9 protein-coding genes are annotated in these 16,302 nt (G+C 48.1%); 7 read left to right on the forward strand and 2 right to left on the reverse strand.

The genetic code is table 11. The features are described from left to right. The first annotated feature begins 43 nt into the window (after nucleotides 1–43). The 3 genes from PN498_RS03975 (at nucleotide 44) to uvrA (ending at nucleotide 8,179) form a co-directional block, all read left to right on the forward strand. Nucleotides 44–2,281, forward strand: a complete 2,238-nt coding sequence (locus tag PN498_RS03975) for a GGDEF/EAL domain-containing response regulator (RefSeq protein ID WP_272061386.1) — start codon at nucleotides 44–46, stop codon at nucleotides 2,279–2,281. Nucleotides 2,282–2,757: 476 nt separating this feature from the next. Next, nucleotides 2,758–4,575, forward strand: a complete 1,818-nt coding sequence (locus PN498_RS03980) for a serine/threonine-protein kinase (RefSeq protein WP_272061387.1) — start codon at nucleotides 2,758–2,760, stop codon at nucleotides 4,573–4,575. Nucleotides 4,576–5,104: 529 nt separating this feature from the next. Continuing rightward, nucleotides 5,105–8,179, forward strand: coding sequence for an excinuclease ABC subunit UvrA (gene uvrA / locus PN498_RS03985; RefSeq protein ID WP_272061388.1), 3,075 nt, complete (start codon nucleotides 5,105–5,107; stop codon nucleotides 8,177–8,179). Nucleotides 8,180–8,346: 167 nt separating this feature from the next. Here uvrA and PN498_RS03990 read toward each other — a convergent pair whose 3' ends face one another. Further along, the gene (locus PN498_RS03990) at nucleotides 8,347–9,381 is read right to left on the reverse strand and encodes a YheT family hydrolase (RefSeq protein ID WP_272061389.1); all 1,035 of its coding nucleotides are present in this window, start codon (nucleotides 9,379–9,381) and stop codon (nucleotides 8,347–8,349) included. 380 nt (nucleotides 9,382–9,761) lie between these two features. On the opposite strand from PN498_RS03990, the gene PN498_RS03995 reads away from it, so the two are divergent. The 3 genes from PN498_RS03995 (at nucleotide 9,762) to PN498_RS04005 (ending at nucleotide 13,280) form a co-directional block, all read left to right on the forward strand. Next, nucleotides 9,762–11,375, forward strand: a complete 1,614-nt coding sequence (locus PN498_RS03995; protein WP_272061390.1) for a cyclic peptide export ABC transporter — start codon at nucleotides 9,762–9,764, stop codon at nucleotides 11,373–11,375. A 176-nt stretch (nucleotides 11,376–11,551) separates the two neighbouring features. After that, complete coding sequence (locus tag PN498_RS04000; protein WP_272061391.1) at nucleotides 11,552–11,800, forward strand: hypothetical protein; 249 nt, start codon at nucleotides 11,552–11,554, stop codon at nucleotides 11,798–11,800. A 316-nt stretch (nucleotides 11,801–12,116) separates the two neighbouring features. Further along, nucleotides 12,117–13,280 carry a low temperature requirement protein A gene (locus PN498_RS04005; RefSeq protein ID WP_272061392.1) on the forward strand — a complete coding sequence of 388 codons (1,164 nt, stop codon included), beginning with the start codon at nucleotides 12,117–12,119 and terminating at the stop codon, nucleotides 13,278–13,280. Nucleotides 13,281–13,503: 223 nt separating this feature from the next. On the opposite strand, the gene PN498_RS04010 is transcribed toward PN498_RS04005, so the two are convergent. After that, complete coding sequence (locus tag PN498_RS04010) at nucleotides 13,504–14,427, reverse strand: DUF5996 family protein (RefSeq protein WP_272061393.1); 924 nt, start codon at nucleotides 14,425–14,427, stop codon at nucleotides 13,504–13,506. 1,216 nt (nucleotides 14,428–15,643) lie between these two features. Between PN498_RS04010 and PN498_RS04015 the strand changes: the two genes are divergently transcribed. Continuing rightward, nucleotides 15,644–16,201, forward strand: a complete 558-nt coding sequence (locus tag PN498_RS04015) for a hypothetical protein (protein WP_272061394.1) — start codon at nucleotides 15,644–15,646, stop codon at nucleotides 16,199–16,201. The last annotated feature ends 101 nt before the right edge of the window (nucleotides 16,202–16,302 follow it).

Raw genomic sequence — 16,302 nt, forward strand, 5'->3', positions numbered from 1 at the left:
GAAGACCTCGGATGTTGTTGATGGCTTGTTTCTGTGGACTTCAATGCATAAACCTTCAGATGCCGCTAGTCGTTTGGATATAGACGTTGTTTGCTCAGGAGTGGAAATTGCTTCTCAAGGTGAGATTTTAATCGTCGATACCTGTGCTGAAAACTGTAGTTTTCTCTGCCAGACTCTGAAGAGTCATCGTTACAAAGTGAGATTTGCTAATAGCGGAGAAGCAGCCTTGAAAGCACTCGACTCTGCCTTGCCTCATATTATTTTGTTGGATATTCATGCACCTGTTCTGAATGGATATGAAGTCTGTCAGCAAATAAAGGCGGACTCGAAAACTCAGCATATTCCTATTTTGTTTATTAGTGATTCTGATAAAGCTTTCGATAGAATCAGAGCTTTTAAGATAGGTGGCGTAGACTACATTACTAAACCTTTTCAAATTGAAGAAATCTTAGTCAGAATTCGCAACCAAATCGAGCTGCAATTAGCTCGCAAGCGGCTTGATGAATTGAACAATGAGTTGGAACAGCGTGTCGTTCAGCGGACATTGCAACTGCAGGCTATGCATAATCGCCTAAGAGCGAGTGAGGCAAGACTTGAAAGCATTTTAGATACACTTCAGGACATTGTTTGGTCCGCATCCGTGCAACCATTTCAAATTCTTTACCTGAATCCAGCTGCTGCCCGAATCTATCAGCGTCCGCTAGAAGACTTCTCTCGCAATAGTATGCTCTGGTTTGACATCATTCATCCAGATGATCGCCTTGAGGTCGTCGAAAGCATGAATACGATTACCATTCGCGGGAATATCGACATCGAATATCGTGTTTTGCTTCCTGAGGGTGGGACGTGTTGGGTACGGAATCGTAGCCATATTGTGGTGGGAGAAAGCAATAGCGTATCAGTGCGTGTTGAGGGCATCATTACAGACATTAGCGATCGCAAGCGTGCCGAAAAGCAGCTGATTCACGATGCTCTGCACGATGGTTTAACTCAGCTCCCTAATCGTACGCTCTTTGTAGATCGGCTCGAAACGTCACTAGCCCGACAACGTCGCTCGCCTAGCTATGGGTTTGCAGTGCTGTTCTTGGATTTAGACCGATTCAAAGTTGTTAACGATAGCTTGGGTCACGCTGCGGGCGATCAGCTCTTAATTGAGGTAGCTGATCGATTACTTAATTGTGTCCGAGCAGGCGACACTGTTGCTCGTTTAGGAGGCGATGAGTTCACAATCCTGTTAGATGAGGTGACTGAAACGTCAGCCGTCATCAACTGTGTCAAAAAGATTCAGGCAGAACTCAACAGTCCCGTTGAAATTAACGGAAACACTGTTCACACAGGTTCCAGTATTGGGATTGTAATGGCTACTCAAGCGTATAAAACAGGCCCTGACTTGCTTCGCGATGCTGACATTGCGATGTATCGAGCGAAAGAAAACCATCGCGCCGGTTATGAATTGTTTGATCAGGCAATGCATGCTCAAACGATGCGACGCATGAAGCTAGAGAACGATTTGCACATTAGTTTAAAGCGTCACGAATTTGAGCTGCGATATCAGCCCATCATCGCCTTAAAGGATGAGCAGGTCGTAGGTTTTGAAGCATTAGTTAGATGGCAAAATCCGGATGAAGGAATCGTGCGTCCTGATGAATTCATTCATATTGCAGAAGAAATTGGTCTAATTGTCCCTTTGGGTAATTGGATCTTTGAATCGGCTTGTCGTCAGCTCAAACAGTGGCAACTCATCGATCCCAAGTACGGCAACCTCAAAATTAATGTCAATATTGCCAGCCAGCAGCTACGCGATCCACACCTCATCAAGACGCTAGATTATGTTCTCAACGACATTGGGTTGTCTGGACATTGCATTCGTATGGAGATTACCGAAAGCGTCCTCGTCGAAAAAACAGAAAGCACCATCGAGATTTTGAATCAAATTCGTCAACGAGGCGTTCACATCAGCATCGACGATTTTGGAACAGGATATTCTTCTCTCAGCTATCTCAGCCGACTGCCCATCAATAATCTAAAAATCGACAAGTCTTTTGTAAGCCGTATGCACCTTGAGGTCGATAGTTTAGAGATTGTTCGAACGATTACGACGCTAGCTCAGACCCTTGATATGGACGTTACCGCTGAAGGAATTGAGCTAGATATTCAGCTTTATCTATTAAAAGAGCTCAACTGTGAATTTGGGCAAGGTTATTACTTTTCCAAGCCGATGACCGCTACGGCTGTTGAAGCTCTATTAGTTAAACGGGGTGCCAAACGCCCAGCTAATTGAAGTGTTAAACGTTACAGCAAAAGCACCGAATAAAGTTATGACCTATCAATATCCTTCCGTCAGGATAAGTTTAGGTATCCTCATCAGAAAATGAATCTTCCATAAAGGCTCTTTGTCGATAAGGCATTTTGAGAACTCAGCAGCAAAATTGTATAGAGAGCACGCGATTCTCAACGCTGTTAGTCCTTCAAACCCATGATTGTTCAGGCAATGAACAGAGTTGCATGTATCTACAGTTTGCATTGTGCAGAGGCTAGCAGTTCCATCACTAGGACCGATTATCAGTCACGCTGTCGAGTAGAATCCGCTTTTCAGTCTATCTACGTAAACGGTCTGCAAAGGTCTAGTAGAGTAGCGTTCAGCGAAATCACTCTGGCTGTTATGGCTTTGAAACTGTTACAGAATGACTGGGTCTTGTCCCATTGGGTGAGCAGCTACTAAGCAGCTACGTGAAACTTTTCTAAGTGACTTGAGACATGGTTGCAGATGGCATCCAAGGGGGCAACCAAGCGTCCTCTTATATTTTGGGTAGCCGATACCATATCCTTCAGCATCTGGGAGGTGGCGGTTTTGGGCAAACGTTCCTGGCTCAGGATTTGCACTTGCCGGGCCATCCTCGCTGCGTGGTCAAGCGTCTACAGCCACGGACTTCCGATAGTGAACAGCTGGAATCAGCTCGACGCCTTTTTCACGCTGAGGCCGAGGCACTGTACGTGTTGGGTAATCATGATCAGATTCCCCGGCTGTTAGCTCACTTTGAAGAAGACCAACAGTTTTACTTGGCGCAGGAGTTTATTGAAGGCTCGCTGCTGAGTGAGGAAATTCGTGCTAGCCACCATTTAGCTGAGACCCAGACCGTCGAAATCATTCAGGATATCTTGACGACCCTATGTACCGTTCACGATAACCATGTTATTCATCGTGATATCAAGCCATCCAATCTCATTCGTCGGCAAAGCGATCGCAAAATTGTTCTTATTGACTTCGGTGCGGTGAAGCAGGTAAGCACCCAACCCGTTCAGCAACAAGGACAGATGAGTATGACAGTGGCTATTGGTTCGCTCGGTTATATGCCCAATGAGCAGCTCGCTGGACATCCCTGTCTAAGTAGTGACATTTATGCAGTGGGAATTTTGGCATTACAGGCCCTTACCGGACTTGATCCCAAGCGCATTCCCAAAGAACCTCGAACCAGCGAGCTGATGTGGCACGAACTCGCATCTGTCAAACCTGAGCTATCAAAAGTTTTAGATACGATGGTGCGCTATGACCATCGTCAAAGATATCCGTCAGCCCATGAAGCGCTGACTGCCCTCAAGCAGGCAGTCGGTCCTTCCATTCCTATTTTCATTCCGCAAATTGACCTCAGTTCTCAGGCACTTGAAGCGCACGTTGCTTGGTTGGAACGAGCAGATGAGCTATTTGAGCAAAGCCGTTTTCGCGAAGCAGCTCGCTGCTATGAGAAGGTTGTCAAAGTTCAGCCCCATGCGATGACAGCTTGGTTCAAATTAGGCATGGCGTTGGAAAATATTGAGGAGTATGCGCTAGCCGTTACTGCTTACAAAATCGTGACTCAGCGCCAGCCTGAAGATTATCTAGCTTGGCTCAAGCTTGGCAAAGCGCTAGAGCAGTTGGAAAAATTGGACGACGCTTTGACGGCCTATGATGAAGTTCTCAAGCTTCAGCCTAAAAACTATTGGGCTTGGGCTGACCGAGGTGAACTCCTGGAACGATTGGAGCGCATTGACGAAGCATTATCGTCCTATGATCGCGCTATTGAACTAAAGCCCGATTTCGCCTTAGCCCAAGAAAACCGCAAACAGCTTCTCATCTTGTTACGCCGGGTCGATCAGTTGTACACGCTACAGCATTACGATGATGCTATTGAAGCGTGTGATCAAGCTTTGAAGGAGGCTCCACAAGATGCCACCTTATGGTTGATGCGGGGGATGGCGCTAGAAAATCAGAAACAGCTCGCTGAGGCCGCGATCGCCTACAACACAGTCGTTAGCCTACAATCCGACGATCATGTTGCCTGGTTCCGATTAGGGACCGTATTGGAAGATTTGGGTCACTCTAAACGAGCCGCAAAAGCTTACGGTAATGTTACTCGTCTGCAACCTCAAAATCACTGGGCTTGGTATCAGTTAGGACGAGTCGCAGAACTGCTAGAGGATTATCGAGAGGCGATCTCTTCTTATCAACAAGCCGTCAAACTTCAAGCCAACTTTCAGCTCGCGCAGGAAGCCTACGAGCGGCTCATCAATCAATCTCTGCCGACAGCTCTCCCCTAAAAGCGGCAGAATAACAAAAAAATGATGGAGGATGAGTTTCCTGACTAAAGTAGGATTCTGAGACTTATAACGGTTGATGGTTCAATGCTGCACAAGGTCCGTTCAGGCTTGATTCTGCCTGTTGCCTTTATCTGTTTATGGCGGTGTGCAAGTGAAACAAGTCCATTCTGTTCCCTGTTCCCTACTCTCTGTTCCCTTGGGAATGTACTTAACTCAGATCTTGCAGTTGTCCCGACATTGCTTGGTCTGGGCCCCCTGCCCCCAAATTTGGGGGGTTCTGAGATCGAAGTCCCCCAGAATTGGGGGATTTAAGGGGGCAAATGCAGGATGCTGATGTACTAGTGCAAGATCTCAGCTTAAGCAACATGGGTGAAGCTGTATCTTTATTCCTCCTTTCGTCCCCTACAGCAGATATTCTCTCAAACCGCCTACAGGACGGGAGATCACAGGTTATAGTGTGAAGAAGTGTTGCCGTGCTTTTTTGCCTTGGGTTAACGGCGACAGGTTTTGACGTGCTAGGTTCCGCACTATGCCCCGGTCTTCCTCCTCTGCTAAGCCCTCTACTCATGAAGGCTTGAACGGTAATGGTCATCGCTCGGTATCGTTGCCTGAAGACGACATCATTCGCGTCAGGGGTGCACGACAACACAATCTAAAAAATATCGATTTAGAGTTGCCTCGAAACAAGCTTATTGTTTTTACAGGTGTTTCTGGTTCTGGTAAGTCTTCTCTCGCCTTCGACACTATCTTTGCTGAAGGTCAACGTCGCTACGTAGAGTCCCTAAGTGCGTATGCCAGACAGTTTTTGGGTCAAGTCGATAAACCCGATGTGGATGCTATTGAGGGACTTAGCCCAGCCATCTCTATTGACCAGAAATCGACGTCGCATAACCCTCGCTCTACTGTAGGAACGGTAACTGAAATCTACGACTACTTGCGACTTCTCTTTGGACGGGCAGGGGAACCCCACTGTCCCCATTGCGGTCGCTCCATTTCTCCTCAAACCCTGGACCAAATGCTGGATCAGGTACTGGATCTACCGGACAAAACTCGTTTTCAGATTCTGGCTCCTGTGGTGCGTGGTAAGAAGGGAACTCATCAGAAGCTACTCTCGGCGTTGGCGGCGGAAGGCTTTGTGCGGGTTCGTGTGGATGGAGAAATTCGAGACCTCAATGACAATATTGAACTGAATAAGAATTATGCCCACACTATTGAGGTTGTAGTAGATCGCTTGGTGAAGAAGGACGGTTTGCAGGAACGCCTGGCCGATTCGCTGACGACATGTCTAAAGCGATCAGGGGGAATTGCAGTAATTGACATTTTGCCAGAACGGCAATCTGATACTGACAACAAAATCGTACCTTTGAATCCCAATGGCTCGTCAAATCAACTGCCTGCGGCGGCAGAAAAAGGGGGGAGCTATGCGGTAACTGAGACCCCTGAAGCTTTGCCTAGGGAGATGGTCTTCTCAGAGAACTTTGCCTGCCCTGAACATGGTGCGGTGATGGAGGAGTTATCGCCTCGATTATTCTCTTTCAACTCACCCTATGGAGCTTGTCCTCATTGTCATGGTCTAGGTAGCCTACGGACGTTCTCGGCTGAGTTGGTGATACCCGACCCAACGTTGCCGGTATATGCCGCGATCGCCCCTTGGTCTGAAAAAGATAATACCTACTATTTCTCTTTGCTTTATAGCGTGGGGCAAGCCTTCGGGTTTGAAATCCAGTCTCGATGGGAAACCCTCACCCCAGAGCAGCAAGAAATTATCCTGCATGGCTCCAGCGAGAAAATTTATATTGAAACGGATTCTCGATATCGCGATAAGAAAGGATATTTTCGGACCTATGAAGGTGTTCTGCCAATGCTGGAGCGCCAGTACCGAGAAACTTCCTCGGACAGCTACAAGCAAAAGCTTGAAAAGTATCTGATTGATCAACCCTGCGAAGTTTGCCACGGCGCTCGGCTGAAGCCAGAATCCCTTTCGGTTCGTATTGGCCCTTACAACATCAACGATCTCACTAACGTGTCCGTTCGAGAGTGCCTAGAACGTGTTAAGAAACTCGTGGGTGAGGCTGGTGAAGCCCCTTTGCTGACCTCTCGACAGCAACAGATTGGTGATTTGGTGTTGAAAGAAATTCGCGCCCGCTTGCAGTTCATGCTGGATGTGGGTTTGGACTACCTCACCCTGCACCGCACAGCGATGACGTTATCAGGTGGGGAGGCCCAGCGGATTCGCCTAGCAACTCAGATTGGCTCTGGTCTGACGGGGGTCCTCTATGTGCTGGACGAGCCGAGCATTGGCCTACATCAGCGTGACAACGATCGCCTGCTAAGCACACTCCATCATCTGCGAGATATTGGCAATACCCTAATCGTGGTAGAGCACGATGAAGATACGATTCGTGCAGCGGACCATGTGGTCGATATTGGTCCGGGGGCAGGGGTTCACGGTGGCGGTATTGTGGCTGAGGGCAACCTAAAGGCGCTGACCAGTGCAGCTGATTCTTTGACGGGTGCCTATCTATCGGGACGGCGCTCCATTCCCACTCCTAAGGAACGACGCCAGGGCAATAAGCGATCGCTCAAGCTCATCAACGCTCACCGCAACAATCTCAAAAACATCGATGTTGAGATTCCCCTCGGCAAACTGGTCTGTGTGACTGGAGTATCGGGATCTGGCAAATCAACCCTGGTTAACGATCTGCTGCATAAAGCGCTGATGCATAACTTTGGCAGCAAAATTCCTTTTCCTAACCAGTTGGAGAAAATAGCGGGTCTGAAAGCTGTCGATAAAGCGATCGTGATCGATCAGTCTCCGATTGGGCGAACCCCTCGCTCCAATCCTGCTACCTATACAGGGGTATTCGACGTTATCCGAGAATTGTTTGCCAATACGGTTGAAGCCAAGGCAAGAGGCTATAAAGCCGGGCAGTTCTCCTTCAATGTGAAAGGAGGACGCTGCGAGGCATGTAGCGGTCAAGGCGTCAACGTCATTGAAATGAACTTTCTGCCAGACGTATACGTGCAGTGCGAAGTTTGTAAGGGGGCACGCTACAACCGGGAAACGTTACAGGTGAAGTATAAGAAAAAGACTATTGCCGATGTTCTGGAAATGACGGCGGAGGAAGCCCTCGACTTTTTTCAAAATATTCCTAAGGCAGCCTCTCGTTTGCAAACGATGGTGGACGTGGGTTTGGGCTATGTGAGATTGGGGCAGACGGCACCGACGCTCTCTGGCGGCGAGGCGCAGCGCATGAAGCTGGCATCCGAACTTGCCCGTCGAGCCACGGGTAAAACTCTGTATCTAATTGACGAACCCACGACGGGCCTTTCGTTCTATGACGTTCACAAACTCCTGGATGTGGTGCAGCGCTTGGTCGACAAGGGCAATTCTGTCTTGACTATTGAGCACAATCTAGATGTGATTCGCTGTGCCGACTGGATCATTGATCTGGGACCTGAGGGAGGCGATCGCGGCGGCGAAATTGTAGCTACTGGAACACCCGAGCAAGTTGCTCAGAATCCCAACTCCTACACAGGACGGTATTTAGCTAAGGTGTTGGAACAGCATCCAGCAGATGAACAACATGCTTCTGGGCGATAGGTTCATATATGGCCCTGTGCAGCTTGGTCAAGTACATCTCAGTGTTTTAAGGGAGCCGGAAACATGGAATGGGGTTTGCTTGACTCACATGCATGCTGAAGTAGCTGCAGGAATTGGAGTAGGATGATTGCCCAGATTGTAGGGCTTGGAGTTATTTTTGCAGACTTTTACGAGCGCTCGTTAATCCAGTCAAGAACACGGTTCCAGGCCCACCAGGGATCAGGATCGCCTGCGATTTCCTGTCCTTCTTGACTGCTGATATAACCTACGTGCCCGCCGTGTTCAGTCAAAACCAGATCGATAGCTGAATTTTGAGCACATGCTTTTTGCAGATCAGGAACCAGAGTGGGATCAAACAGCGGATCGTCGGCTGCGTACAGAATCTGGGTCGATTTTGTCAGGTGAGGTAGCAGGGGCAAGGGACTGCTAGCAGTATAGTAGTCTTCAACTGATTCAAAGCCAAGACGACTGATGACGAGTTCGTGATCGAAACCCCAAATGCTATCAGCGCGTTCAATAGCGGCAGGATCAAATGCTCCAGGGTGATCTTGATGCAGTTTCCACGCCAATTGATTGAGCTGTTGCGCGATCGCCTTTTCAATGTACTTGCCTAGGGGATGAGAAACTAAATAGCGAAGCGATCGCTCTGAATCTAGACTAGGACAGATAACAGCCCCTCCTCTAATCTCCTCACTGGAAATCTGCGCGGATTCGATAGCTTGAGAAGTTTTAATCCCCCACAACGCCAATTGTCCGCCTAGAGAATAGCCCGTGAACCAAAATGGTGCTGGACATCCCAATTCTTTAGCCTGAGCTGCTATCTGCACAAAGTCCTCACCCTCATACAAACCGTCAGACGTTAATGTGGGGGACAAAACAGCAGTTCTGCCATGAGCGCGCCAGTCAAATAGCACTACTGCATAGCCTTGAGCAAAAGCTTTACGGCCCAAGATTTTGAGAAACCATTGGTTGTCAAGTTCACCCGTGATGCCATATGTGCCTACAATGCTTCCTTTGGGGCGAGGCGGAACCGCAACAATGCCATAGATGGGAACATGATCTGCACCGGAGAAAACATGTCCTTGATAATTAGGTTCTGGAGCAGGTGTGCTGCCTTGCCAAGATTGACTGGCAATCTTGGCGACATACAGGGTCATCGCAAACCCTGATTTGAGATACCAAGGGGGTAGAAAAGAGGGCATCTTGGAAAAAATGGCTCGGCTCTTTTTCTTTATACAGGGTTATGGTAAACGCTGTAGGCCTAGTGGCTTCCCGTAGGTTAGACAGAACTCTTGGTGCTGAAATTATCACTGCGTTCCGAGGTAGTGTGGGATTGTGGGGCTGGCATTGAAGACTCTCCGGTGATTTAGGGGATCTCCAGAAAAGAATTTACCCCTAGTAGGGTGTTATTAGCGCAACGTAATGCACCATAGCCGGGTAGTTTTATTGTGTCGGAACGGACGACGGCTGTAACCCTCAAACTGGCACAATCACAAAGCACGATCGCTCCGATTCGTCTTCAGAATTGTAGGACTTCTGCCTGAAGCTTCGCGTTTTCAGATTGTTCTTCGTCAATTGCCCTATGGATATTCTTTGGTTGTTGATTAGGGCCTCATGGGTTCGTGTGGTCGTTGCGATTGTGATGGGCATCGTTAGCGGTGGATGCAGTGCATGGCTTATTGGTCTCGTTAATGCGAACCTCAACGAAAGGACACCATCCCCTGCGATCGCTTTCTTTGCCGGACTCGTTCTGCTAGCCCTGATCAGCGGCATGCTGGCACAGTTTCTACTCATTGATTTAGCGCAGGACTCGGTTTATCAGCTACGCTTGCGTCTTAGTCAACGCATTCTCTCAGCCCCGCTCCGTCAGCTGGAAGAGTTGGGTCCCAGTCAACTCTTAGCAGTTTTGACAAAAGACGTACAGGCTATTTCGGACACTGTTTTTGTCATTCCCTACATTTGCGTTGATATTGCAGTCATTGCGGGCTGTGCTGTTTATCTCAGCTGGCTATCAGGCTGGGTGTTTGCCGTGACGGTAATCTTCATTGGCGCAGCAATTACCTTAGTTCAAACTCTGATCAATTCCGCCCATCACTACCTGCAACAGGCTCGTCAAGAAGTTGACCGTCTATTCCAGCATTTTCGTAGCCTTACGGACGGCATCAAAGAACTTAAGCTGAATTCAATACGTCGCCACCGCTTTGTTGAAGAGGACTTAGGAGTCAGTGCTGCGGCCTCCCGACGTTACCAAAAGAACGCTTTCAAGATAGCGGCTGTGGCAACGGGAGGAGGACAGCTTCTATTTTTTCTTTTAATTGGACTGCTGCTTTTCAGCGTTCCCCAGCTGTTGCCGACCGCACAATCCGTGTTGCCTGCCTACATTCTGACGTTGACCTACCTGCTTGGCCCAATTGAAAACTTAGTTCAGCAGTTGCCAACGCTGGCGAACGCTAGCGTTTCCATTCGAAAGGTCAATGAGATGGGATTGGCCCTGACTGAAAACGCCGAAATTGACACCGTTATACAGCAGCCATCCCCATCATCTTGGCACACCCTTGAATTAGAGGAGGTTGTGTATGCTTATCAGAGTACGGATGCCGACCATCGCTTCACCGTAGGCCCCATCAATCTGACCCTGAAAGCAGGTGAACTCGTCTTTTTTGTCGGTGGAAATGGTAGCGGAAAGTCAACCTTGGCAAAGCTGATGACAGGACTATATGTCCCAGATTCAGGAGAGGTACGGCTAGATCATGTCCCAATCGTAGACGCTAATCGAGAATGGTATCGGCAACACTTTTCAGTCATTTACTCTGACTTCTATCTGTTTGAGCGTCTAGTTAGCGGTGAGGAATTAACGCTCGATAAATTGGCTCAGACTTATCTCGAACGACTGCAATTAGAGAAAAAGGTATCGGTTCAGAAGGGACAGCTTTCGACGGTTGAGCTGTCCCAAGGACAACGCAAACGACTGGCGTTGTTGGCGGCCTATCTTGAAGATCGTCCGATCTATTTATTTGATGAATGGGCTGCTGACCAGGATCCGATTTTTCGTGAGGTCTTCTATACGCAGCTACTCGCCGACCTTAAGCAGCGCGGTAAAACGGTGTTGGTCATCAGCCACGACGATCATTTTTTTCACGTCGCAGACCGCATCATCAAGCTTGATTATGGTCAGATTGATTCTGATAGCGGGTAGAAACAATATTTCCAAAAGTAAAAATGGCAGGATGATTCAATCCTTTCGCAGCAGGCCGTTTATCTTTCTCAACGGTTTCAAACTCAATGACTACGGCTATCCCCTTTCAAGAGAATGGGAGAATAGAATGACCTAAATTCATGTCCTAAAGCAGTCAAAGATACATTTCCTTTCTCATGGCCAAAGTCTCCTTCAAAGTAACTCAGCTTCCATCGGCTTGTGGAGACCGTCTCCTCAGCAATGCTGAAAAACTAGCTGACAAGATGCTGAATTTGTCTCGTGTGCCCTATGTTGATGAATGGATAGATTTCAACGGCGTCTCCTATAAAGTCGTCAAAGTAAAGCACACGCCTATTGTTGGCTTGCAAGATGCCACAGTGGAAGTGGAATATTGCGAGTATGAGAATGGCGATCGGCCTATTTAGGAGGTTTCTGACCAAAAAACGGCTGCGGTGCATTACGCTGCGCTAACGACACCCTACCAGCGGTCAATTCTTTCCTGGAGATCCCTTTGAGCAAGTTTAGGAATAGCTCAACTCAATTTTCAACCGCACTGAGAAGCTACCGTTATTCCCTGCCACAGCCTCAAAATCATGGCTGCTTCCTGACACAGGATATGCCGGGTGGGCATGGCAATCCATCCCTAAGGCATTCCATATCAGTGTTTAGGGACGCAATTCGGGAATTGACAGAAGAAAATTAGTGTATGGTGAGCGGTGGTTCTATCGCCCCAAAATGTCGATGTCCTACCGTTCCTCCAGACTTTTACGGGTACGCCGCGTTGCCGATCGCGAACAGTCACGCCATGCGACTTGGCTAGAGCTATTTTTTGATTTGGTGTTTGTGTTTGCGATCGCCGAACTCGCTCACTTGCTTCATGGCGATTTGAACGGGTGGATTATCGCCAGTTTCACGGGACTGTTCATTCCGGTATGGTGGCTGTGGATTGACTTCAGCTATTATGCCGACCAGTTTGATGTCGAGCGCGGCCCCTATCGTTTGGTGATGTTGGGCGTCATGTTGGGGTTAGTGGTGATGGCGCTGACTATTGCGGATGTCCTACACGGCAGATCAGAACAGTTCGCCATCATCTACAGCACACTTAGACTGGTAATCATCTGTCTATATGCCCAAGCGTGGCGGTCTGTGCCCGAATCGCGAGAACTAACAGCCCGCTACACCATCAGTTTTTCAGTCGCGTTCTTGCTGTGGGTACTGTCAATCGCAACACCTGAACCGATCCGATTTTGGTTGTGGGCGATCGCCCTTGCTATAGAAATCAGCAATGGTCCTATCACCTATGCCACGATTCGCCCTGTCCCTGCGCAGAATTCACACATGGATGAGCGATTCGGCCTGTTCGTCATCATCGTCCTGGGGGAAGCCATTGTTTCGGTGGCGACTGGAGTTGCGCAAACCGACTGGCAGTGGCAAACCATCCTAGCGGGCGTCAGCGGTTTCTTGATGGCAGTCAGTTTATGGTGGATGTATTTTGAGCGGGCTGATGAAACGACCATTAATCAAGCACTGCGAGGCGGAAAGCTAGCGCTGTTTCGCTCCTATGTTTATGGCTACAGCCACGTATTGACATTCATGGGTATCGTCGCAACTGGAGTGGGAGTCCAGTTTGCGATTGAAGCCACATCGGACCACAACACCTTTGCGGCTGAACAGCGAACCGTGCTCTGCGGCGGCATCGCTCTCTTTCTTGCAGGCACAACCATCCTGCAGTGGGCATCCCCCAACTCGCTGCCTCAACGGGCGATCGCGATGCGATCGCTGTTGGTTTTACTGACTTTGGGCTGTCTGTTTCTGGCATTGCCGCCCCTCGTCATCGTGCCACTGCTTACTCTAGCGCTGATTGCTATCAATATCTTTGACGGTGTTCCCCTCAAAGCATTCTGACCAAAGCACGTATAGCAGCACAAACACACTCTGTTCCCCGCTCCCCATTCCCTATACCCACTCCCTAAAACCAACGTAAGGAGCGGGAACTTATTTGAGTATCAACTTTGAGCTTTGGATTCGCCGATGACTCAATCATTCAAAACTCAAAACTGAGAACTTAAAATTCATTCGTTCCTAAGCAACACGAGTAAGGCTGCCAATAGAGGTGTGAGAGTATTATCTATTTGAACAAGGATTGCTTGAGTGCCGCCTTGTCCCAATTTGCAGTGTTAGCCGCCGCTTCATAGGTACTCTCCAAAAAACTTAAGAGAGTTTGGTCGGGGTCTTTTGCTTCCCGAACCGCGTTGTATGGTAGGAGGAACTCACCAAGGGCTTCGCTGAAAAATGCTTGTTCGGGTTGTACTGGAACGTCTTTAAAGCCGTCAGGTGTAGGGTAAGCATAAGAGTAAAAAGCAGGATAGCCTAAACCTGCCCCAGGCCAGAAACCAGCACTACTGACTTCCTGGTTGTAGGCTTCCTTGGCAACATCATCAGGTAGGTTGGGGACGCCGCCGGGATGCTCCGGTGCGGATCGACCAGAGAACCGCGTCACCGCTAGATCAAAGCTGCCCCAAAAGAAATGCACCGGACTGACTTTGCCACAGAAGTGAGACCGAAACTCGCGAAAGACGCGATCGCACTGAAGAAGCACTCGCCAAAACTGATGGGCAGCCTCCGCATCATAGGCTGTGTGAGTCTTATCCAGTTCAAAAGGAATGGGATCAGACACTTCATTAGGCAGCGTCATAATGGACACTGAAAGACTCAAATCTTTCAGTGTAGTCATCACCGCCTGGTAAAAGTCGGCGACCGACCTGGGGTAAAGCTTGATGGTTCTCACCTCACCATCACTAGTCGTAACGTTGAGATGATGGTCGAAGAAATCAAAATCGAACTGAAAAATGCGATCGCTGTAGGGAATTGGTCCGGTGGTCAGTCCTCGAACGGTTAAATACAGTGGTACGTGCCAAGAGTGGTTGATCCACGGAGTTTGCACCAAACGAATTTTGCCCACAATCTGGGTCCACATGTGCAAGGTCGCATAAGTGTCTTCCCAGGCATCCAAATCTAAAGCGGGCCAAGTTTCGGACAGTTTACTGGACATGGCCTATTCAATAATGAAGGGTCAACAGCGAACCAAACTGAGACGATTCAGCGGCTATTCATAAACTGTCAACAGTATAGCCGTCGCTAGTTCCGTTAGAACAAGACAACAAGCCATCTGGCTAGGCGCTAAGCACCCGGCGCGGCTGAATACATTGGTGGGTCATTCAGCGTAAATGTTGTCATGCTCAAAGCGGCTACCGGCCTAGATGACTATAGCGACATCCATTTGAATCAATCACCCCTCATTCTCTACTCCCCACTCCCCACCCCCTAAAACTCAACCCAAGCTGCACAGGGCCATAACGCCATCCACCAACCACTAGAAAACCTATGACAAGGATAAAGCCAACAGGACAACACATCGACAGCTCGAAACCCAAAACTCCTCCACTGAAGCTTCTAACCTGACATAAATTGCCTGGAGCAAAAATCAAAAATAGCGATCGAACGAAAAGACTAAGCATAAAAATAATTTGTTTTTCAGCTTAATAGCTTAGACACCAAAGGCTTTATCGTAGTATTAGTGAATATTCCAGAATCTTTTACTTCGTTGGATTAAATTGATTTACACGTTTAAAGCACGTTTATCCTATTAAATAATTTGGTGAAGGCTACCATCGTTTCCAGGCAAAATAACAGTTTCCAAACCTAGCTAATTCTAGTTGGCAGCTGTCCGAAAGCTATACAATTTGCAGGATGCACTTAATGTAAACAGGGTCAATAATCTGGTAATCCCAGCTCAGAAAATCAAACGATATATCTAGGACGTACGTAATTCTTTTATTTTGCTTCATTTAATAACCGTAGTAACTCTGATCTAGATTTCATGCTTCCCTTACACTTAGGGCCAGTGTCTTTAGGCTTCATAAAGATATGGCTCACATAGATGCAGGTTCATTACCACAGAAGCCACATTAAGTATGCAGGTGATTCCAGTAATCAACATGGATGAAATGAAAGGGTGAATTACTTCCAGATTTCCTGAAACAACTATGAATGTTGTGAATTTAGGAATAGGCTCTCGGAAAAGATCAGATGTGCTGATTTTTTTGGCGAGGATGCGTAGTTTCCCCCTTGTCCAGGGATGCATTAGATATTAATCAGCCGATCAGTTTGATTTGCAGACGAGCCTGCGCGATTGTCTTACGACAGCAGGATTACAGGAACGGTTGAGACATTTTGTCGTCTATGCAATCAAGAATCGAGGATTTTGTATGAGAACTTTCCTTGTCAGAGGCGTTACAAGTTCTCTGAGTGTAATTACGGCAACTTTACTTTGCAGCTCCGCAGAAGCCGCAACATTTATCCTGGGTGCTGGAAATCAAGGTTGGTTTAATCAGAACGGCCTAACGAATGAACGAGTAGATGGAATTGACACGGGCAACACCTTTACAGGAAATTTCTTTGGGAACACCCCATCTCCTGGTAATGGTGAATATCGATCTTTCTTTGTCTTTGATGTAAGTGGTTTGTCATCACCGATTGAGAGTGGCAGCTTGTCGCTATTTCAGGATGTTTACTACTCAAGCAGCTCTACCGAGGAGATCACCCTTTTTGGCGTCAACTCCACTCAGGAAGCGCTAGACACTGAATTTTCCGGTCCTGCTAATATTCCTGTATTTGAAGATCTGGGCGACGGCCCAATCTATGGCCAGCAAGCCATTTCTGCTGAACCAACCACTCAAAACGCAGGAACGTTGGTGCAAGAGTTTGTGACGATCGCCCTTACTCAGGGAGCACGTCATCCGCTCATGGTAGAAAAAATATCCTAGAAGATATCGTTTCTATTCGGTGATAGTCATGACCCCCGAGGACCGTCAGCAACTGGATTCCCATGTCCGCGCAATCGCAGCGATTCTGCATAGCGACGCGC

Source organism: Oscillatoria sp. CS-180 (assembly GCF_028330965.1).
Lineage (GTDB): Bacteria > Cyanobacteriota > Cyanobacteriia > Phormidesmidales > Phormidesmidaceae > Halomicronema.

Excerpts from the sequence above, each read along its gene's own strand:
- PN498_RS03975 (WP_272061386.1), top strand. The coding sequence starts at position 44 with ATGCATAAACCTTCAGATGCCGCTAGTCGTTTGGATATAGACGTTGTT.
- PN498_RS04000 (WP_272061391.1), top strand. The coding sequence starts at position 11,552 with ATGGCCAAAGTCTCCTTCAAAGTAACTCAGCTTCCATCGGCTTGTGGA.
- PN498_RS04015 (WP_272061394.1), top strand. The coding sequence starts at position 15,644 with ATGAGAACTTTCCTTGTCAGAGGCGTTACAAGTTCTCTGAGTGTAATT.
- PN498_RS03980 (WP_272061387.1), top strand. The coding sequence starts at position 2,758 with ATGGTTGCAGATGGCATCCAAGGGGGCAACCAAGCGTCCTCTTATATT.
- PN498_RS04005 (WP_272061392.1), top strand. The coding sequence starts at position 12,117 with ATGTCCTACCGTTCCTCCAGACTTTTACGGGTACGCCGCGTTGCCGAT.
- PN498_RS03990 (WP_272061389.1), bottom strand. The coding sequence starts at position 9,381 with ATGCCCTCTTTTCTACCCCCTTGGTATCTCAAATCAGGGTTTGCGATG.
- PN498_RS03995 (WP_272061390.1), top strand. The coding sequence starts at position 9,762 with ATGGATATTCTTTGGTTGTTGATTAGGGCCTCATGGGTTCGTGTGGTC.
- uvrA (WP_272061388.1), top strand. The coding sequence starts at position 5,105 with ATGCCCCGGTCTTCCTCCTCTGCTAAGCCCTCTACTCATGAAGGCTTG.
- PN498_RS04010 (WP_272061393.1), bottom strand. The coding sequence starts at position 14,427 with ATGTCCAGTAAACTGTCCGAAACTTGGCCCGCTTTAGATTTGGATGCC.